The sequence below is a fragment of the Vibrio sp. D54 genome, from assembly GCF_021728075.1.
In the GTDB taxonomy this organism is placed as follows: domain Bacteria; phylum Pseudomonadota; class Gammaproteobacteria; order Enterobacterales; family Vibrionaceae; genus Vibrio; species Vibrio alginolyticus.
The window spans coordinates 185,979-206,121 of the sequence record NZ_JAKKCS010000005.1; the positions used below are offsets into that span (position 1 = coordinate 185,979).

The 20,143-nt window shown below is 38.0% G+C and carries 16 protein-coding genes; 14 read left to right on the plus strand and 2 right to left on the minus strand.

Annotation, left to right across the window (positions count from 1 at the left end):
• The first annotated feature begins 3 nt into the window (after nucleotides 1-3).
• The 12 genes from L3V37_RS09310 (at nucleotide 4) to L3V37_RS09365 (ending at nucleotide 14,927) form a co-directional block, all read left to right on the plus strand.
• A complete protein-coding gene (locus L3V37_RS09310) occupies nucleotides 4-522 on the plus strand; it encodes a porin family protein (protein ID WP_165401602.1) in 519 nt (172 codons plus the stop codon).
• 65 nt (nucleotides 523-587) lie between these two features.
• Entirely contained in the window at nucleotides 588-3,356 is a 2,769-nt protein-coding gene (locus L3V37_RS09315) for an SLBB domain-containing protein (protein WP_237306211.1), read from the plus strand.
• Between the two features lie 181 nt (nucleotides 3,357-3,537).
• The gene (locus L3V37_RS09320; RefSeq protein ID WP_237306212.1) at nucleotides 3,538-4,464 is read left to right on the plus strand and encodes a Wzz/FepE/Etk N-terminal domain-containing protein; all 927 of its coding nucleotides are present in this window, start codon (nucleotides 3,538-3,540) and stop codon (nucleotides 4,462-4,464) included.
• 109 nt (nucleotides 4,465-4,573) lie between these two features.
• A complete protein-coding gene (locus L3V37_RS09325) occupies nucleotides 4,574-5,917 on the plus strand; it encodes an O-antigen polymerase (protein WP_237306248.1) in 1,344 nt (447 codons plus the stop codon).
• Nucleotides 5,901-7,025 carry a CDP-glycerol glycerophosphotransferase family protein gene (locus L3V37_RS09330; RefSeq protein ID WP_237306213.1) on the plus strand — a complete coding sequence of 375 codons (1,125 nt, stop codon included), beginning with the start codon at nucleotides 5,901-5,903 and terminating at the stop codon, nucleotides 7,023-7,025. Before L3V37_RS09325 ends, L3V37_RS09330 begins: the two co-directional genes overlap by 17 nt.
• 11 nt (nucleotides 7,026-7,036) lie before the next feature.
• Complete coding sequence (locus tag L3V37_RS09335) at nucleotides 7,037-8,425, plus strand: oligosaccharide flippase family protein (protein WP_237306214.1); 1,389 nt, start codon at nucleotides 7,037-7,039, stop codon at nucleotides 8,423-8,425.
• Nucleotides 8,418-9,704, plus strand: a complete 1,287-nt coding sequence (locus L3V37_RS09340; RefSeq protein WP_237306215.1) for a glycosyltransferase — start codon at nucleotides 8,418-8,420, stop codon at nucleotides 9,702-9,704. The genes L3V37_RS09335 and L3V37_RS09340 overlap by 8 nt, the downstream gene beginning before the upstream one ends.
• A gap of 1 nt (nucleotide 9,705) precedes the next feature.
• The gene (locus L3V37_RS09345) at nucleotides 9,706-10,683 is read left to right on the plus strand and encodes a hypothetical protein (protein WP_237306216.1); all 978 of its coding nucleotides are present in this window, start codon (nucleotides 9,706-9,708) and stop codon (nucleotides 10,681-10,683) included.
• The gene (locus tag L3V37_RS09350; protein ID WP_237306217.1) at nucleotides 10,683-11,720 is read left to right on the plus strand and encodes a nucleoside-diphosphate sugar epimerase/dehydratase; all 1,038 of its coding nucleotides are present in this window, start codon (nucleotides 10,683-10,685) and stop codon (nucleotides 11,718-11,720) included. Before L3V37_RS09345 ends, L3V37_RS09350 begins: the two co-directional genes overlap by 1 nt.
• Before the next feature lie 2 nt (nucleotides 11,721-11,722).
• The gene (locus tag L3V37_RS09355) at nucleotides 11,723-12,595 is read left to right on the plus strand and encodes an SDR family oxidoreductase (protein ID WP_237306218.1); all 873 of its coding nucleotides are present in this window, start codon (nucleotides 11,723-11,725) and stop codon (nucleotides 12,593-12,595) included.
• The gene (gene wecB / locus L3V37_RS09360; protein ID WP_237306219.1) at nucleotides 12,592-13,722 is read left to right on the plus strand and encodes a non-hydrolyzing UDP-N-acetylglucosamine 2-epimerase; all 1,131 of its coding nucleotides are present in this window, start codon (nucleotides 12,592-12,594) and stop codon (nucleotides 13,720-13,722) included. The genes L3V37_RS09355 and wecB overlap by 4 nt, the downstream gene beginning before the upstream one ends.
• Nucleotides 13,722-14,927: a glycosyltransferase family 4 protein gene (locus L3V37_RS09365; RefSeq protein WP_237306220.1), complete on the plus strand. Its 1,206-nt coding sequence runs from the start codon at nucleotides 13,722-13,724 to the stop codon at nucleotides 14,925-14,927. Before wecB ends, L3V37_RS09365 begins: the two co-directional genes overlap by 1 nt.
• Nucleotides 14,928-14,988: 61 nt before the next feature.
• Here L3V37_RS09365 and wecA read toward each other — a convergent pair whose 3' ends face one another.
• Both wecA and L3V37_RS09375 read right to left on the minus strand, forming a co-directional pair.
• Nucleotides 14,989-16,071 carry a UDP-N-acetylglucosamine--undecaprenyl-phosphate N-acetylglucosaminephosphotransferase gene (gene wecA, locus L3V37_RS09370; RefSeq protein WP_237306221.1) on the minus strand — a complete coding sequence of 361 codons (1,083 nt, stop codon included), beginning with the start codon at nucleotides 16,069-16,071 and terminating at the stop codon, nucleotides 14,989-14,991.
• Nucleotides 16,072-16,208: 137 nt separating this feature from the next.
• On the minus strand, nucleotides 16,209-17,534 hold the full coding sequence (locus L3V37_RS09375) for an MBL fold metallo-hydrolase RNA specificity domain-containing protein (RefSeq protein WP_237306222.1): 1,326 nt from the start codon (nucleotides 17,532-17,534) through the stop codon (nucleotides 16,209-16,211).
• A gap of 866 nt (nucleotides 17,535-18,400) precedes the next feature.
• Here L3V37_RS09375 and tviB point away from each other — a divergent pair.
• Together tviB and L3V37_RS09385 are read left to right on the plus strand one after the other, a co-directional pair.
• Complete coding sequence (gene tviB / locus L3V37_RS09380) at nucleotides 18,401-19,681, plus strand: Vi polysaccharide biosynthesis UDP-N-acetylglucosamine C-6 dehydrogenase TviB (RefSeq protein WP_237306223.1); 1,281 nt, start codon at nucleotides 18,401-18,403, stop codon at nucleotides 19,679-19,681.
• Between the two features lie 43 nt (nucleotides 19,682-19,724).
• Entirely contained in the window at nucleotides 19,725-20,099 is a 375-nt protein-coding gene (locus L3V37_RS09385; RefSeq protein ID WP_047009463.1) for a four helix bundle protein, read from the plus strand.
• The last annotated feature ends 44 nt before the right edge of the window (nucleotides 20,100-20,143 follow it).

The following is a 20,143-nucleotide window of genomic DNA, read 5'->3' on the forward strand; positions in this document are numbered from 1 at the left end:
TACGTGATAAGAAAACAGCATTGTTTAGGAATACTTAGTGTACTGGGCTTAAGCCTGAGTTCTTTTTCAGCATCTGCAGATTTTTACGCTGGTGCTTTAGTCAGTTACTCAAATGCCGAATTGAAAAGCTCACCTTCTGAGTCCGTTAAAGAGGGAAGCCCTTTCCTTCTAAGTGCACAAGCAGGGTACTTTTTTAACGATTATATTGGTTTAGAAGGACGCTATGGAACATCAGTTCAGCGTGATAGTGGGCTTGCCGTTGATAGTGCGATGAGTGGCTTCTTTAAGCTAAATATGCCTGTTTCAGAGCGAGTTGCACTTTACGGTTTAGCAGGGTACTCGAGCGTTCAACTTGACCTACAAAATGTAGGATCTTACAAAGAACAAGGATTCAGTTTTGGGTTAGGTATGCATTACGCTTTGAACAAGCAAAGTGCAGTTGTGTTTGAGTTCGTTGATAATGTTTCAGAAGACCAAGTTCGCCTTAACTCGATTACACTGGGTTTCCAGCACAGATTCTAATTTAAATACCTAGAGCTCAAATTTGAGCGCTAGGGCCTTTTATTCAATTATTATAGTGGCATATCATGTTTAAAGGATATCTCTCCATTGCCGTTTGTGTCTTGGCAAGCATGTTTGCGTCTTACTCGACTGCGCAAACACCTACTCCAGAGCAAATAAAAATGTTTCAGAACTTACCGGCAGACCAGCAGCAAGCACTGGCGAGTAAGTATGGCTTTAGTATCCCTTCAGGTTCATCCTCCCAGTCTACGTCATACTCCAATCCGCAAATCATGCAATCTCGCCCTCAACTAAGTGGGGCGAGTTCTACTGAACTAGAAAAAATATGGGATGCCAAGAAAGAGGATGATGAATTACAACGCTTTGGCCTTGAACTTTTTGCCGGCTCTCCAAGTACCTTTGCTCCGATCAGTGATGTTCCAGTTCCAGCGAATTACACTGTTGGTGCAGGTGATGAAATCATCGTGCAGTTGTTTGGTAAGGAGAACGAAACACATCGCTTACGTGTAAATCGTGCAGGAACAATCAACTTTCCTTCTCTTGGGCCGGTAAATGTTGCCGGTATGCACTTTTCCGATGTTAGAGACTCTCTAACACAACGTGTAAAAGAGCAAATGATAGGTGTTCGCAGTGATATCTCATTAGGTGAATTACGCACCATGCAAGTATTTGTCATGGGGGATGCATATAAGCCAGGCGCGTACACGGTTAGCGCATTAACGACAATATCACAGGCTATCTACTACAGCGGTGGCTTTGGTGAAAGTGGAGCACTACGTGATGTTCAGCTAAAACGTGACGGAAAAATTATTCGTAAGTTGGACATGTATGATCTGTTACTAAAAGGTGATGCGAGTGATGATGTGCGCTTACTTCCAGATGATGTTGTTTTAATCGGCTCTGTTAAAGATACTGTGTCTATAGAAGGCGAGATTAACCGTCCTGCAATCTACGAGGTTAAGCCGGGTGAAACTTACCAACAACTTATTCAAATAGCAGGTGGTTTTACTGCCAATGCGTATAAAGAACAGTTAGAAATCAAACGTTATGCAACGCATGGGACTCGTGAAGCGGTCACTCTCGATTTTAGTAAGAGTCAAGATAAGCAAAGCAAAGTAAAAAATGGCGATGCTATTAATGTCTTGAAAAAAAGCGAAGAGCTTACTCGATATGTTCAAATTGAAGGGGATGTCAGACACCCTGGGTATGTAGAATGGCATCAAAATCTACGTATTGCTGATTTGTTTAAATCTGTTGACGCCGCATTCAATGCGACTGCTGATGTTAACTACGCCGTTGTTGTTCGAGAAGTAAATACTCAACGTGATATCGAAGTATTTCAGATCAATCTCGCGAATGCGATTTTATCTCCTAACAGCAAAGACAATATGTCTCTGCGTTCTCGTGACCGAGTTCTAGTCTTCAACCGTTTCAATAACGAAGATTTAGATACACTCGCTAACGATGAAGAAATTACAAAAGCGAAAACACTCGAGCAAGCCCAAAAACAAGCGGAGATGGAGCAACAGAAAGAACAGCAGCAGATGAGCTCGTCGGTTGCAATGGTTAATAACCCAGCAGGTTCGGTAATCGCAGGCAACAATGCGATGACTAGCAATAATCAGCAACAAACTAATTTTAATAACCAACAGAATCATGTTGGCTGGAACCAGCAAGAAAAAGAAGAAAGAAAAATCATTTTCCGCGGTAAAGAGATTACAGAGGAAGACTTTGAAAAGCTGAAGCAGAATACTCGTCGCACTTTACTTGCACCCGTATTGCTGCAGCTCCAGCAACAGTCTCGTTTAGGTTTAGCCCCTCAAATTGCTGAAGTATTTGGTGAAGTGAAGCACCCAGGTCGCTACCCAATTACACCAAGAATGACGGTATCAACGCTGATTGAAGCTGCTGGTGGTTTGACTTACAACGCATTCACAATCAATGCAGAACTAGCACGAACCGCGATTAACAGTGCAGATGAACGTGCATACATTGATGTTGAACGTATTGATTTGCGTAAAGCAATCCAAGGCAATGCTTCAGACGATGCAATTATCGTAGGCCGAGATCGTTTGAACATCCTCGAAAAGCCAAATGTGAAGCTACAAAGCACAGTCACTTTACAAGGTGAAGTTCGCTTCCCAGGAACTTACACGACCCGTCAGGGGGAGACATTGAGTGAGCTTTTGGAGCGTGCAGGAGGATTGACCGAATTTGCACACCCTCAAGGTGCAATATTTACTCGTGAAGCTTTACGTCTACAAGAGCAGAAGCTACTGAACCAATATGCGGCAGATATGCGTGCAGAAACTGCGAAGAAAACATTCAGGGCTGACAGCAATATTGGCTCAGTAATTACCGACCCTCAGAAAACCCTAACTTTTGTTGAAGAAGCAAGCAAAAGTAAGGCTCTGGGTCGTATGGTCGTACAGCTCAACCGTATTCTTGATGGCGAACGTTCAGCAGACTTTATGCTCGAGGATGGAGACTTCCTCTTTGTTCCTACCTTCCGAAATACGGTATCAATCATGGGCGAAGTTCAGGTTCCAATTACTTATTTGTTAGACAACAAACTCGATGTGGACGATTACCTAAACAAAGCGGGTGGTGCTAAAAAGCAAGCAGACGAAGATCGTATTTTTGTTGTGCGTGCAGACGGATCTGTTTACAAGCCTTCTTCTGGTTATTGGTTTGGGAATAACCAAGAGGGATTAAAAGCTGGCGATACTATCGTTGTGCCAATTGATACCGATTACCGTGATGCATTAAGTACCTGGACAGCTGCAACGCAGATCTTGTACCAAACTGGTGTTGCGATTAATGCTTTGAAATAAAATTAATACAAAGGGGCTAGTTAATATTATGTAGCCCCTAATTATGATTCTTACGAATGAGCCTACAAAATATTATCTGAAAAATATATGAACTTTTAACTCTTCATATTGAAAATAATTAATTGTAAATTAATTATTTATAGTTAATCAATGGTTCGAGAGAAGACACTAGGATTAATTAATGGAACCTAATAACAAAATAAATTTCACTGATGAGTTTGATCTGAATGAGTTGCTTAAAACTCTTTGGAAAGGTAAATGGATAATAATTGCTACAACTTTTTTTTTCTCTATTGCTTCAGTAATATATGCCTTAAGTCTACCTAATATCTACAAATCCGATGCATTACTTGCACCAGCAGAAAGTTCAGGCAATGGTGGGTTGTCTAAAATGTCTAGCCAGCTAGGGGGCCTAGCTGCTTTAGCTGGAGTTAATCTCGGTGGTGGTGAGTCATCGCAAACTGACTTGGCTGTTCAAGTTATGAAGTCTCGTCAGTTTGTTGAATTATTTATTAATAAGCATGATTTATTAGTTCCCTTAATGGCGAGTAAAGGCTGGGACGTTGCTGCCAATACGCTGATATTAGATGTCGAAAAGTATAATACAACCGAAAAAAAGTGGGTCAGAGAGCCAAAGGGGCTTAGGGGGCCAAAACCTACGGCACAAGAGGCCTTTGAGGTTTTTAAACGAGATATTTTTAATATAACACGAGATAAAGACTCTGGTTTATATACTTTGTCAATAAAGCATTATTCGCCATATGTAGCAAAACAATGGGTTAACTGGTTAATCCAGGATATCAATGATGTTATGCGTGAGCGTACAATTTCAGAAACTTCTCAAAATCTAGCATATTTAAATACACAACTTCAAAAAACGTCGGTTGCTGATATGCAGAGCACTTTTTATAAACTGATTGAAGAACAAACGAAAAGTTTAATGCTTGCAGAAGTACAAGAAGAATTTGTGTTCAAAACAGTAGATCCTGCTGTAGTGCCTGAACTGAAAAGTGAACCAAAACGCTCACTAATTGTTGTTCTTGGTTTTTTATTTGGTGCACTTTTTAGTGTTATGTTGATTCTAATTAAATTTGCTTTAAGAAAGTGATCTTATTGATTGGAAGCATAGATGAATCCAACAAGTGATAGGCGATATGCTGCTCAGTGATTCTACAAAGAAAACCTCAATGACATCAATGTCGATATTTATGTTGTGTATGTACATTGCTTCATATTTTACATTGTTATCATTTGGTTATTATAGTGATCTTCTCTACTTTATTTTTATAGTGTTATCATTTCTCTTGAATGCGATGCTTACTTATAAAGGTAACATGAAGTTGGGGTTCGGTTTTCTCCTCGTATCAATGACATATTTGTTTCAGCTAGCTCGCCCGGTGTCGATCTATCTAGTAGACTATGATGTTATACCTACTTATTTTGGGTTTATTGTCGAGGGCGATATAGGCAGACAACTATATTCAGCATCATTGTTGGAGATTTTGATATTAATAAGTACATTTAGCTTAGCTTACTATTTATGTAATGTTGATCGTAAATCTAATTTAATAAATTACTCCCCCCCTCATTCAGTCAAAAAAGATAGTTATTTTTTTGTTATGATGGCGTTTGCACTGATATACATTAGTGTATTTGCTATAAATATGCATAGTTTATTTTCCTATGTTTCCGTAGAAGGCTATTTAGGGTTATATAAATACTTTACACAAATGGCTCAATCGCCGACTTTTTCTTATAAGTTATATAACTACATGTCATTGTTGACATATTCTTTGTTTGCATATAATTATGTTTACAATGGGAATAAGTTCATTAACAAAATATTTATTTTTATTTTATTAATCAAAGGGCTTGTTTTTCTATTTCTAGGTCAGAGGGGCGGGTTATTTGCGCTTATCGTTTTCTTTATATATTTGCATTCAGAGCATAAAGGCGTAAAGTTTACGAAAGTGATTTTGATTGCCTTGAGTCTTATCTTATTATCTCAGGTAATTTTCTTTGTCAGGCTAGATATGTCTTTTAGCGATATATCATTAATATCATCTATAGGTAATTTTTTATACAATCAAGGTACATCATTTTATGTTTACGCAATTTCAAAGGAAATCGATTTACCTTTGTCCTCTATTTTGAACTCTACAATCCCATTTATAAAAGTTGTTTACTCTATTTTTAGTCCGGGCATTCCTACGTATGAATTTTATCCTGGTCATTTTTTGACAAGATCTTGGAGTCAAGAAGCTTACGACGCTGGTATGGGGTTTGGGTGGACAATTTTTTCCGATGTTTATCATATCTTTCGTGGGAATCTAATCCTAATGATTTCTGGCTTCTTTGGGTTTGGTTGGTTAATTAATAAAATTGAATATTCAAAGAAAAGAAGTATAAGGTATATATTTCTTTCTCTTGCACCTACCCTTTTATTTTTACCTCGAGCAGGTTTAACAACTATAGTACCACTTATAGTTGTTTCTGTTTTTATGCTTTATTTTTTTAGATTAATTCTTGTAGAAAGGCTTGTAGATGAAAAAAATAGCTAGAATTTTGCTTCTTCCCCTTTCATTAATAGCTATCTTTTTTCCAAAAAGAAAAGATATTGCTATTTTCTCAAAATTAGACGAAAACCTTTGGGGAGGGAACGCAAAATATTTGTCTGCATTTATGGGAGAAATGCGTCTAAAAGGCAGTGACAATGTAGAACCTTATATCTTAACAGCAAACAAGGGAAGCAAAGAGGACAACGAAATATACATATACTCGTTAAAAGGTATCCATTTACTGCTATGTGCTAAATGGGTTTTCTTTCATCATGGCCCTTTAGAGTTTTTAATCCCTTTATTTCCATTCAATAGGCGCTGTATCCATTTAAACCACGGCATACATTACAAGAGAAGTGGATATGCAAGCGAGCACTTTAGCAGGCAACTATTCCCAGTTGGATACTATATACCTGAACATATAGTATCATCTAATGTTGATGCTTTAGCTGCATGTTCATTTTATCACCTCAAACTCCCAAATTGTTATACTTTCGGTTTAGCAAGAAATGACATTATTTCTCTCAAAAAAGACGAATTACCGCAGTATGTTAGAGATGAAATTGATGAGTTACACTCAATACTAAGAGGCAGAAGAGCCATTTTGTATGCTCCAACATGGCGAAATGGAGATTCCTCTCGAAATTTTTCAGATCTGGAATACCAAAAGCTAAGTGATTTTTTATCAACTACCAACTCAGTTCTTTTGTATGCTGGTCATCCTTTGATGAAGGGACGTGTCGTAGTAGAGAACGAATTTATTTTAGATGCTAATAAACTAGAAATAGATATACAAGTAATACTTAGAAGCGCAGATGTCCTAATTACAGATTATTCGAGCGCTTGGGTTGACTACACATTGAGATCAAAAGGAAGATTGATTGGCTTTTGCTATGATCTTAATGAATATTTGGATAATGAACGTTCTTTTATATTCGATTTTGAGAGTTCATTTCCAGGAGAAATAACAACTAGTTTTGATGGTCTAATGAAGTCGTTATCATCAACTGAATTCACAGACTTTACTGTACCTAGGAAGTTTTTTCATTCAAACTTATCTGGTAGTAGCGCTGAAAGGCTTGTTGACTTTATCAAAAGCCAAAATGAATAAGGTATTATTAAGTGCTCAATAGTGTAGTGAAAAACCTAATATATGCGGTATCTTCCCAAGGTATTGGTTTGTTTTTAGGCGTTCTTCGAGCATCAGTTATTCCTGTATACCTAGGCGTTACCGATTTCGGCACTTGGCAAGTATATGTCCTATATCTAAGTTTCATAGGCTTCTTTACTTATGGATATAATGACGGAATATACTTAAAATATGGTGCTTACAATGAAAGTGATATAGATTTTAAACTTATACGAACAAGTTTAATATTTTATATGTTCTCTGGCTTTATTACGATATTCATTATTGCGTTGTTTATTGGATGTAGTGAATTTGATAAAAACAAAGAAATCGCTCTATATGCTGTTTTGCCAAATATACTACTACTATCTGTCATTGCATATTATTCAGTAATATTTCAAGTTACGAATCAAATTAAAAAATTCAGTTATTATATGTTAGTTGATAAGGTGTCATTTGTTTTAATGTTGATCTTAATTCTAGCATGTAATCTTCTAAGTTTCTTAAATCTAATTCTAATAGATATCGCTAGCAAAATTATTTTGGTCTTTGCTCTTTTTTATAGTCATCGACAATATTTTTTCGGTCGATTAGAGAAGATTAGTGCCGGATTTTTTACGTATATTAATAGTGTCAAGATCGGAGTAAACTTATTATTCTCGAATGTTATTGGCATTTTGGTTCTGACAATAGGTCGACTTTATGTTGAAAGAAACTTCACGCTAGAGGAGTTTGCGATTTATTCTCTAGGGATAATGCTGACCAATGTAGCGTTAATGGCGGTAAGTGCGATCAGTTTGGTAGCATATCCAGCCATAAAAAGAGCTGATGAAAACAAGTATGGCGATATATATGTTTCAATTAGTAATATATATACGATAGGTTTATCATTTATCTTCTGCTTTTATTTTATAATCTACTTTTTGGTTTTTAACTTCATGAAGGATTACCTTGAGTTATTAAACTATCTAAATCTTCTTTTTGTTATTTGTGTTTTACAGGGGAAAATGCAATTATTATTAAATACTTATTATAAGGTTTTGAGAAAAGAAGTAGAGATGTTAAAGGCTAATATTACAACTATATTATTGTGCGTAATTTTTATTGCTCTATCATCTGTATTTTTAGATAGCGTTGAGGGTGTGGTTTTATCTATCTTACTGTCAATTGCCGTACGAGTTATTCTTTCAGAGTATTATATCAGAGATATTCTTAATTTGTGTAAGAGTACCATTTTCGTTGATTTCTTTATTTGCTCTTCATTTCTGTTTCTCACGTTTTTTAAATATGATTATATATCAATTTTTCTTATGATTATAATTTTATTTGTGACGATTTTTGTGCACGGAAAAAATATATTAGGCTTAGTGAAAAATGCGTAGTAAAAAATTACAAGTTGTAGTTATTGTTGGAGCTTATTTACCATCTCCTTCTGCTGTAGGTTTGTGTGCAGAGAAAGTCGTGAATGAATTAAAATATGATTATGATGTGACAGTCATCTCTGTTAGAAATTCCAAATCTTACAACAAAAGTGAACGCCTTAATGGGTATAATGTTGAAAGAGTAACGACTAACTATTACGATAAGTTATTTAACTATAAAAATTCATTAGGCTTTTTAGACTCAAAATACTACGAAACCTATTTGAGAACTAGTAGGCTGGCTAAGATATTTTTATCGAAACATACAGTAGATGAAGATGTGTTGGAATCCTATTATAGGAAACTGGTTGAAATAAAAGAAGAAAAGAAAATAGACGTTATAATACCGCTGTGTTTTCCATTTGAATCGGTGCTTTCAGCTATTAAATATAAAAATATTGTCGATAAAGATACAATAGTAATACCATATATATTTGATAATTTTTCTAATAGTGCTAGCCTTCATAGAATAAAGTTAAATAAAAAAATAAAGCAAGCATGGAATGTTGCTTTAGAGAAGAATATGCTGCAAGAGTCTAGTAAAGTTATCGCTATGCATCCTCTAAAAGAACACTTTGATTGTGTGTCTAATAACATGCCCATGAGCCAAAAAGTTATTTACACCGAACACCCTTTATTGGAGCAACCTTCGGCATCTGATATTAGTCTAGACAAAATGGATAAAGCTTTATTATTAGCATATTCTGGAGGTTTGTTTAAAGTGGTTCGTGAACCATCTTACATGCTGAATATGCTAGATGCGCTGTCTGACACAAATAACATCGAATGTGATATTTATGCTTTTGGTAACGCTTGCGATGAAGTTTCTAAGTATTGTGAAAATTCTCCTAATGTACAATTCTTAGGGAAAGTTGATCGTAAAGAGTTGTTATCTGTTTATCCAAATATTGATGTTTTGATCAATTTAGGTGAGGTTGAGGGAAAGCAAATATCAAGTAAAATATTTGAATATATGGCGATGGGAAAGCCAATTATCAATATCTCTTTTGTCGAAGGGTGCATCGTCTCTAAGATCTTAAAAAATTATCCTTTAGCCATTTCGATTTGTACTAAGAATAGCTTTGAATACAACGTAGATCGTGTAAGAAAATTTCTTGATGAAAAAGGTAAAGAAAGAGTTTCATTTGAACTTGTTAAAGATATTTATAATGATGCGTTGCCAAGTTATACGGCAAATATTATAAATGATATAATTATAAACTCTAGAGGGAACTGTTAAAATGAAAGTGTTAGTAAATGCTTCAGCTGCGAGAGAGGGTGGAGCTTTGACTATTTTGAATTCTTATCTAGAAAGCAAAGTTAACGATAATAATGAATATATAGTGTTATCACCTGTTCGACCAAACACAAATAGTAAAAATATTAATTGGCATAAAGCTTGTACTTTTGGCTTTGGTACTTATTTTTTTTCTTTAATTTATGTCCTTTTCTACTATGCAAGGTTTGATTGTCATAAAATAATAAGCTTTAATAATATTAATACAATATTTCCGATTAGGAGCAGAATTACTTACTTCCATAATTTTTTGATCTTAGACTCGCCAGAACATAAGTATAAACTGTTAAGGTTTACTTTACGGCACTTAAATCAACAGGGCTGCTTGTATATTTTTCAAACTCCTTATGTAGAAGAACGATTTAAGGAGTGTATTAGGTCCACCGTAGCCTCTCAGGTTTGCTGGCCAGGTATTGATATTCCTTTAGAGCTACCAAGGCTAAAGCGTTATTTATCCGAAACCTTAGATTCTTCGAAACGTATGCTAGTGTGGCCTGTATCCGATCCAAGCCTCTCCCACAAAAATTTCAAACTTGTCAATAGAGCAGCAGATAGAATAAAAAAATTACAGATTATTATACCTAGCTTAAGACCTAAAACTTGTCAGAATGAAGGAATTACATATGTAGGTCCTCTAGATAGAGCGCAATTGCTTCGTTTGATATCGTGTACTGAAGGTGTGATAATTACTTCTGAAGTAGAGACTGTATGCTTACCAATTTTTGAAGCAATAGGCATAGGAAAAAATGCTTATGTTTACAAGCAACCTTATTTAAAAGGTATAAGAGAAAGTTGGCCCTGCTTAAACGGGCTTATCGAGTTTAACTCAATTGAAGAGCTTGAAGAGGTGTTTAATCAAGCTCCTTCTTCTAAAGTAACCCAAATTCAAAATGATTTTTGCAAATGTGATTGGAGTTTTTGATGTTTAACAATAAAACATTACTTATTACCGGAGGAACTGGCTCATTTGGTAATGCTGTTCTTCGTCGTTTTTTAAATACTGATATTAAAGAAATTCGTATTTTCTCACGTGATGAGAAAAAGCAAGACGACATGCGTAAACACTTCCAGTCAGACAAACTTAAATTCTACATTGGCGATGTAAGGGACCCACAAAGTGTATCGAATGCAATGCGTGGTGTTGACTATGTTTATCACGCTGCTGCTCTTAAACAAGTTCCGTCATGTGAGTTTTATCCCCTTGAGGCGGTGAAAACCAATGTCCTAGGTACTGAAAATGTCTTAGAGTCTGCTATCAATCATAATGTTGAGCGAGTGGTTTGTTTAAGCACAGACAAAGCTGTGTATCCAATCAATGCCATGGGTATATCTAAAGCAATGATGGAGAAGGTTATCGTAGCAAAAAGCCGTAACCTTGAAAGCACGAACACCACTATTTGTGGCACACGCTATGGTAACGTTATGGCATCGCGTGGTTCAGTTATTCCTCTATTTGTTCGACAGATTGTAAGTGGCAATCCTATAACTATTACCGACCCAAATATGACACGCTTCATGATGACATTGGATGATGCTGTTGATCTCGTTCTACACGCTTTTCAGAATGGCTCTAATGGCGACATTTTTGTTCAGAAAGCTCCAGCTGCAACGATCGAAGTCCTTGTCAAAGCAATCCTCGATATTATGGGTAAGCCTGATCATCCTGTGAATATCATTGGTACTCGTCACGGTGAAAAACAATATGAGGCTTTGTGTAGCCGCGAAGAGATGTTTGTCGCTCAGGATCAAGACAATTACTATCGTATTCCAGCGGATAACCGTGATCTTAACTACTCTAAGTACTTTGAAGAAGGTGAGAAGGATTTATCTGCAATTGAGGATTACAACTCTCATAATACCGAACGTTTAGACGTAGAAGGGATGAAACAACTGCTGAGAAAGTTGGACTTTATTAGAGAAATTGAAGCAGGGAATGTAGTTGTTCCTGAAGGAGTGTAGTAATGAACGTTTTAATTCTCGGTGCAACGGGAATGCTTGGGTATAGTCTGTTCTCTAATCTGAGTGAAATAGAAACATTGAATGTTTTTGGTTCTGTCAGAACGCTAGAAGGAAAATATGGTTTCTTTAAAGACTATCCTGACAAATTAATCGAAAATGTAGATGTTAATGACTTTTCTAGTATAGAAAATGCGATAGTTAAGGCCAATGCCGATATCGTTATAAACTGTATTGGGTTAATAAAACAGCATGATGTCTCAAAGCAACATATCTCTGCAATAGAGATTAACTCTCTATTACCTCACAGACTTGCTAGTCTTTGTGACAAATATTCTGCTCGATTAATACATTTCTCTACCGATTGTGTGTTTGATGGAGAGCGAGGAGATTATAGAGAAGATGACTTGCCAACAGCGACAGATTTATACGGCAAATCAAAGTGTCTAGGAGAGGTTAGCTATGGCTCTCATCTTACTCTCCGGACGTCTATTATTGGGCATGAGTTATCTTCTTCAGTCAGTCTAGTTGATTGGTTTCTAAGTCAAGAGAAAGAAGTAAATGGCTTCACAAAGGCTGTTTTTTCGGGGCTTCCTACCAGTTATATCGCCAAGATTTTGGTCGAACGAGTATTTAATAACCTAGATTTGAAGGGACTATACCACTTGTCTGTTGACCCAATAGATAAGTTTAGCCTTATCTCTTTAATTTCAAAGGTTTATGGTAAAGATATCGTGATTCATGAGAACGCAGACCTCATCATAGATCGCTCCTTAAACTCAAAACGTTTCCAAGAGCTAACAAAGTTTACTCCACCGACATGGCGTGAGCTAATTGAATACATGCATAAAGATTACCTAAAGAGGTACATTTCGTGAAAAAGTTAAAAGTCGTTACGGTAGTAGGTACTAGGCCTGAAATTATTCGTTTATCAAGAACCATTGCTAAATTAGATCAGCATTGCGAGCACTTGTTAATCCATACAGGGCAAAACTATGATTACGAACTGAATCAAATATTCTTTGATGATCTTGGAATTCGTTCACCAGACTATTTTCTTGAATGTGCAGGGTCAACTGCTGCAGAAACTATGGCTCAAGTCATAAGTAAGTCTGACAAATTATTTGAAGAGTTAGTTCCCGATGCAGTGTTGATTTTAGGTGATACCAACAGTGCTTTAGCCGCTATTTCTGCAAAACGTAAAAAGATTCCTATTTTCCATATGGAAGCCGGGAATCGCTGTTTTGATCTACGTGTTCCAGAAGAAATAAATCGTAAAATCGTTGATCATATTTCTGATGTAAATATGCCATATAGCACCATCGCCCGTGATTATTTATTGCGTGAAGGTGTCAATCCTGATCTAATCGTAAAGACTGGTAGTCCTATGGACGAGGTGTTGTCTTACTATGAGGAAAAGGTTGCTGAATCTGACATATTATCTCGGTTGTCATTAGCTTCTGGTCAATACTTCTTAGTTAGCGTTCACCGTGAAGAGAATGTAGATTCAGAGAAGAACATTAATGCCTATGTTGAAGCCCTGAATACGATTGCAAATAAATACAGTTTACCTGTCATTGTTTCTACCCATCCTAGAACTCGTAAAAAAATAGATGCACTCAATCTTAAATTCGATGAAAGGGTTCAATTATTAAAGCCTTTAGGTTTCACTGATTACGTTAGACTACAGAAGGAAGCTAAGGTAGTTCTCAGCGATAGCGGTACAATTACGGAAGAATCATCAATTCTTAACTTTCCTGCTGTAAATATTCGCGAAGCTCAAGAAAGACCTGAAGGTTTTGAGGAGGGTGCGGTGATGTTTACTGGAATGAGTGTTGTTCGTATTCTTCAAGCAATTGAGATATTAGAGACACAATCTCGTGGAACAGAACGACTGATTAATAAAGTTAGTGACTACATTGCACCTAATGTCTCAGATAAAGTACTGAGAACTATATTAAGCTACACCGATTATGTAAATCGTGTCGTTTGGAAAAAATATTGATGCATATAGCATTGATTATCGATGATTACCTGCCACACAGTACACGTGTGGCAGCAAAAATGTTTCACGAACTAGCCGTCCAATTGGTTTCTACTGGTCATCAAGTGACGGTAATTACGCCATCAGAAGGGCAGAATGAAAGCTTGACTAAAGATACTTTGGATGGGGTTGATATTTGGCGATTCTCTAGTGGTCCAATAAAGGATATATCCAAAGTAAAAAGGGCTATTAACGAAACTCTGCTGTCTACACGAGCATGGCGCGCAATATCTAATGAAGTCAAGCAAGACACATTTGATGGCGTGGTTTATTACTCACCATCAATATTTTTTGGCAGCCTAGTGAGTAAAATAAAACGCCGTTGTAATTGTAAGTCTTATTTAGTCTTGCGTGATCTATTCCCCCAGTGGGTCATTGATGCAGGAATGATCAGATCTGGATCATTGATAGAAAAATATTTTCGCTATTTTGAAGACCACTCATACCGACAAGCAGATATGATTGGCTTAATGTCAGAGAAAAATAGAGCAATATTCAATGATATGACTAAAGCCCGCTACTCCACTGAAATATTGCGGAACTGGGCTGCGCTATGCCCACATGAGCCAGATCTTAGAGACGACAGTATCAGAAAACGACTTAAATTAGATGGCAAAGTAATTTTCTTCTACGGCGGTAACATTGGCCACGCTCAAGATATGGCAAACCTAATGCGCCTCACAAAGAGTATGAGTAATAAAAGTAATGCTCATTTTCTTTATGTAGGACAAGGTGACGAAGTCGATTTAATTAATGAGCTTGCTCAAGAATGGAAACTTGACAATTTTTCCTATCTGCCTTCAGTCGATCAGGAAGAGTTTAAATCTATTCTCTCTGAGATAGATGTCGGTCTATTTTCACTATCAGCCGAGCATACCGCGCATAACTTTCCTGGGAAGCTATTGGGTTATATGGTGCAATCAATTCCTATCCTTGGCAGTGTTAACGCTGGTAATGATTTGATGGATGTTGTTAACAGTAATAACGCTGGGTTTATTTCGGTCAATGGTAATGATGGTGAACTACTTAATAATGCTGTTGCGTTATATGAAAGTCAGCAATTAAGAGGCGAGATAGGTCATGCCGCTTATTCTTTGCTAGAAAAAGAGTTCTCTGTAGAGTCGGCAGCAAGAACGATAATAAATTCACTTAATATTGCCACTTGATATCAGTTGACTTACTGCTCAAAAAAGCCCTGTCGTTATTAATGACAGGGCTTTTTATTTATTAGGTTATGTTAGCTGATGTTTCTCGGTTTGACTTGGCTTCGATCTTCGCTCGAACAAAACTCGTAATTCGCCATACATAAGCAAGTAAAATGGAATACACAACAAAGCAGGCAATGAAGGTATAGAACATCACTGGTTCAGAAATACCCGCCAGCTCACCGTAAATACCAAAAGCAGCATAAAGAGTCGCGATACCGCAGATTGCTACTAGGGTTTGCTTAGGGCTTAAACCCATACGTTGGAAAATATGATGCAAGTGTTCTCTGTCAGGTTTGAATGGCGAATCCCCGCGGCGAACGCGGCGAATCATGATGGCCGCCATGTCCATCAACGGAACCGCAATTAACCACAATGCTGTTACTGGACGCATCAAAGGTTTGCTTTCTGCTTGGCTGACACCGAGCAACAGCCAAATAACTGTAAAGCCAATCATCATGCTGCCTGCGTCACCCATAAATACTTTTCGAGCGCGCCCTAAAATACCCAAGTTCATGAAAATATACGGCAGCATGGCAACAATAATTACCACACAGAGGTAAGCTAAGCCGTGTTGGGCATCTACCCTCAATAAATAGGCAAGAGCGCCAAAGGTTACAATAGAAAGCCCACCCAGCAGACCATCAATGCCGTCTACCATATTAAAAGCATTGATTGCACCTATCACCGCTAACACTGTAATCACAATGCCAGTCCAACCTAAGTTGATTTCACCAAAACCGAACATGTTTCCTAAACTGTGCAGTTCAATACCGGCAATATGAATCATCACTAAAGACAAGCCAGCCTGAACTCCCATGCGTATCTTGAAACTCAAGTCGACCTTATCGTCGATGGCTCCGATAAGCGTTAAGAGTGCGATAGAACATACATACAGCCAACTGTATTCGATAACTTGTGGTTTAAAGGTGAGAAACTGGATAAGAACAATGCAGATAGAGATCCCACCGATAAGTGGAACAGCACCTTCATGTAACTTCCTTTCGTTTGGTTTATCGACTAAGCCAACCGACTTAGCAACCTTACGCATGAGAAACAAAGTGGCAAACGAAGAAAAGAAGATAAATAGAAGTTCCAGAAACATAATAGTGCCAACTGCCATTGTAATTATTCGACGGCTATTTTAACCGACAAGGTAACTATCTCAAGGAGAAAATAAGCAACGAAATGGTAGCAAAACGTTACTTTTACACTATTTCTCCTGATTTACTTATCAGTAAATTAAAGCACAATGTTCGTTTTTTTCCTGGCAAAATCTTGATACAGCTCCGCTTTTGCCATTCTTTCACCATGAATCAAATGCACTTCTTTTGGCGGCGGATTAATTCCTTCTACAAATCGAATTAGATCAGATTGATCTGCATGAGCAGAATAGCCAGACATCGTATGTATTTGAGCTTTCACTTTAATTTTCTTTCCTTCGATATCAACCTCACTCGCCCCTTCTTGAATTTCTCTGCCTAGCGTTCCCTCTGCTTGATAGCCAGCAAACAGCACATCATTACGACTATCTGGTAACAACGCATTGAGGTAATTCACCACTCGACCACCTTCGCACATCCCAGAAGCCGCAACCACAATAGCAGGTTCAGACGTGCTCGCCAGACGATTCACCAATCTCATATGTTCAGCATGAGTCTCAATCGTAATACATTGTTCAAACGCTAAAGGGTGACGATGTTGCTCCAAACGCTGCTTCGCTTCTTTACCCCAAAGCTTTTTAAAGCGCCGATAAGTCTTTGTCACCTTTATTGCTAAAGGCGAATCAAGAATAATCGGTAGGGCTCCATGTAAAGACTCCTGGTACAAAAGCTGTTCAATATCGAATAACAGTTCTTGTGTTCTACCTACACTAAAAGCAGGAATAACAATCACACCACCATCTTCCAGTGCATGTTCGACAATAGAAAGCAGCCGAGCACTTCTACTTTTCACACTTTCATGGTGCTTATCACCATAGGTCGATTCAATAAACAAATAGTCCGCTTTTTCTGGCGGCTTAGGATCAGGAAGTAAAGGCGTATCACTTGGGCCGAGATCGCCGGAGAATACAACTACGTCATTATTTGAGAGTTTAAATTCCAAATAAGCAGAGCCTAAAATATGGCCTGCAGGCTGAAAGCGTAAATAAGCCAACCCCTTAAGAGGAAGCCATGTGTTGTACTGGCACGGCACCAATCGCTGCTTAATTAGATTTAAGATGTGCTGTCTTTGATGCTTGCCTAAACCCAGTTGTAGCTTTAATCCATCCTCTAGCATAAGAGGGACCAACTCAGCAGTAGCTTGTGTGCAGTAGATTTTACCTTTAAAACCCGCAGCGAGTAACCACGGTAATCGGCCTATGTGGTCAATATGAGCATGAGTCAGCACCAGTGCTTTTACCTTGGCTAAGGAAAACTCTATCGCCATCGAACGGCCATGACGGCCCACCAATGCATCTTTACCCTGAAATAACCCGCAGTCGATCAAAATGCTCCCGTGCTCGAATTGCAGTTCGTGACAAGAGCCTGTCACCGTATTCTTCCCACCATGATGAAGTACTTTCATAACGATCTCCTTTTCATGAGCATCAATGTAATGAATTCAAGAAAGAAGAGGGAGAGGCAACCAGCCAGATAAACACAAAAGTAGGAGTCAAAATGCTAGGAGAGTGTTAAATGGTATTTTTAGTTGCACTAAACTGTGATGCATATTCCACATAGTCAACTTTTTGCATTTTGTCATAAATAAAAATGAATAAATGCGTATTATAAAACGCGTTTTAAGTAGGCAGAATTTACGATTTTCTGGTTAAACTGACAGTTTGCATTTTGTCCAGTTGTCATAAAAAAGCCATTTTTTTGTCAGTGTTGTGCTTTTCGTTGCAACCTGTTTGCTATACAATCCTTTGCCTTGAGCACGAATGATAAAAAAACAAATGCATTGCCTTTAGGAGCCAGACCTAAGGGCGGTAGCGTGCCAAAAAGCAAAAAAAGTTCTCCGAGTGACATAAAAATGTCGCCAGACAATAAATACAATTAAGCACACTGTTGCATTTCTGGCAAGGTCGGCTTTTATAAAAAGTGCGCTTAAACAAATAATTAACTAAATGTCCCATAACGTCAGAGGGACAATTCAAAGCTGCGATGGCAGTTTTTGAGTGATAATTGGCTAGGCATAAGGTTCCTCCCTTCTATTTACTATTCATGTATCTAGTTCCGTAGCGCGTTCTCGTTGCACATATACTCATGTGCCATATCAACGTGTCTAAGGCATGCCTAAAACATCTATATTCGCTATTCGAATACAAATCACTCTAACAAGTATTAAGAATTTTTAAGGGTGCCTTGAGCGTCCTTAGTCTATCTACGCCTTTAGTTACCCTAACCAGACCTAAAGGCGTTCTAAAAATCTAAACTTGCTAGGAAATAAAAATGAACTTTTCATTAGAAAACGCCAGAGTTGGCATCATTGGCTTAGGTTACGTTGGTTTACCACTCGCGGTGGAATTTGGCAAAAAGTCACCAACGATTGGATTCGATATCAACCAAGACCGTATCGATGAACTCTCTGCCGGACGCGATAGCACATTAGAATGCAGCGATAATGAATTAGCAGAAGCAAAATACCTTTCTTATACTTCCTCTCTTCAAGAACTCAAAGAGTGCAATGTTTACATTGTTACCGTTCCTACTCCAATTGACGAACACAAACAACCGGATTTAACGCCTCTTATTAAAGCTTCAGAAGCATTGGGTACAGTAGTCAATCAGGGTGATATCATCGTTTATGAATCAACCGTATACCCGGGTGCAACAGAAGAAGATTGCATTCCGGTTATTGAGCGTGTTTCTGGCCTTAAGTTTAACCAAGACTTTTTCGCAGGCTACTCTCCAGAGCGAATCAACCCAGGTGATAAAGAACACCGAGTTACGAACATTCTTAAAGTAACAAGTGGCTCAACGCCAGAAGTTGCAGAGTTCGTCGACCAACTTTACAAAAAAATCATCACTGCAGGCACACACAAAGCGTCATCAATTAAAGTAGCCGAAGCTGCCAAAGTCATTGAAAACACTCAGCGTGATGTAAACATTGCATTAATCAACGAGCTATCCATCATCTTCAACAAGCTGGGTATCGATACGCTAGAAGTGTTAGAAGCGGCAGGCACCAAATGGAACTTCTTACCATTCCGCCCAGGCTTGGTAGGCGGTCACTGTATTGGTGTTGACCCTTACTACCTAACGCATAAAGCGCAAGCAGTAGGCTACCATCCTGAAATGATTTTGGCTGGCCGACGCCTAAACGATGGTATGGGGCAATACGTTGTTTCTCAGCTGGTGAAAAAAATGCTGAAAAAACGTATTCACGTAGAAGGCGCAAACGTACTTGTTATGGGCCTAACATTTAAAGAAAACTGCCCAGACCTTCGTAATACCAAAGTGGTGGATATTATCTCTGAGCTAAAAGAGTACAACATCAACGTCGATGTTATGGACCCTTGGTGTTCAAATGATGAAGCGCAACATGAATATGGCTTAACGCTTTGCGAAAAAGAAAAGCAAGGTAATTACGACGCGATCATCATGGCGGTATCTCATAACGAATTTAAAGAAATGGGTGTCGAGAAAATTCGTACGTTGGGTAAACCAGAACATGTATTGTACGACCTGAAATACGTTCTAGATAAAGAAAGCGTAGATATGCGTTTGTAAGGAAGGTCCTAGGGCCTAGAAGCTATAACCTCAGAGCCGAGCCATGAAATTCGAGCAATTAGACGTTTGGAAGCGTTCATCACGTTTGGCGAGTAACGTCTATAAACTCATGCGAGATTGCCAAGATTATGGCTTTAAAGATCAAATAACGCGATCAGCTTTATCTGTTCCCTCTAATATCGCAGAAGGTCTTGAAAGAGAAACTGCGAAAGAAGAATCAAGATTTCTCTATTACGCAAAAGGCTCGTTAGGTGAACTCCTTACGCAAACCTATATTGGCATCGATATAGGTTACATCGATAAAGAAAGTGGCTTATTCATTGTTGCAGAATGCAAAGAGATAGCAGCAATGATCGCCGCTTTGATTAAAATCCGGAAAGGTTTTGTTAGGGAAGAAAAGGGAGATTATGTTTCCTAGACCCTAGACCCTAGACCCTAGACCCTAGACCTTCCCCATACGGA

Excerpts from the sequence above, each read along its gene's own strand:
- L3V37_RS09315 (WP_237306211.1), top strand. The coding sequence starts at position 588 with ATGTTTAAAGGATATCTCTCCATTGCCGTTTGTGTCTTGGCAAGCATG.
- L3V37_RS09320 (WP_237306212.1), top strand. The coding sequence starts at position 3,538 with ATGGAACCTAATAACAAAATAAATTTCACTGATGAGTTTGATCTGAAT.
- L3V37_RS09325 (WP_237306248.1), top strand. The coding sequence starts at position 4,574 with ATGTACATTGCTTCATATTTTACATTGTTATCATTTGGTTATTATAGT.
- L3V37_RS09330 (WP_237306213.1), top strand. The coding sequence starts at position 5,901 with ATGAAAAAAATAGCTAGAATTTTGCTTCTTCCCCTTTCATTAATAGCT.
- L3V37_RS09340 (WP_237306215.1), top strand. The coding sequence starts at position 8,418 with ATGCGTAGTAAAAAATTACAAGTTGTAGTTATTGTTGGAGCTTATTTA.
- L3V37_RS09345 (WP_237306216.1), top strand. The coding sequence starts at position 9,706 with ATGAAAGTGTTAGTAAATGCTTCAGCTGCGAGAGAGGGTGGAGCTTTG.
- L3V37_RS09350 (WP_237306217.1), top strand. The coding sequence starts at position 10,683 with ATGTTTAACAATAAAACATTACTTATTACCGGAGGAACTGGCTCATTT.
- L3V37_RS09355 (WP_237306218.1), top strand. The coding sequence starts at position 11,723 with ATGAACGTTTTAATTCTCGGTGCAACGGGAATGCTTGGGTATAGTCTG.
- L3V37_RS09365 (WP_237306220.1), top strand. The coding sequence starts at position 13,722 with ATGCATATAGCATTGATTATCGATGATTACCTGCCACACAGTACACGT.
- wecA (WP_237306221.1), bottom strand. The coding sequence starts at position 16,071 with ATGTTTCTGGAACTTCTATTTATCTTCTTTTCTTCGTTTGCCACTTTG.
- L3V37_RS09375 (WP_237306222.1), bottom strand. The coding sequence starts at position 17,534 with ATGAAAGTACTTCATCATGGTGGGAAGAATACGGTGACAGGCTCTTGT.
- tviB (WP_237306223.1), top strand. The coding sequence starts at position 18,401 with ATGAACTTTTCATTAGAAAACGCCAGAGTTGGCATCATTGGCTTAGGT.
- L3V37_RS09385 (WP_047009463.1), top strand. The coding sequence starts at position 19,725 with ATGAAATTCGAGCAATTAGACGTTTGGAAGCGTTCATCACGTTTGGCG.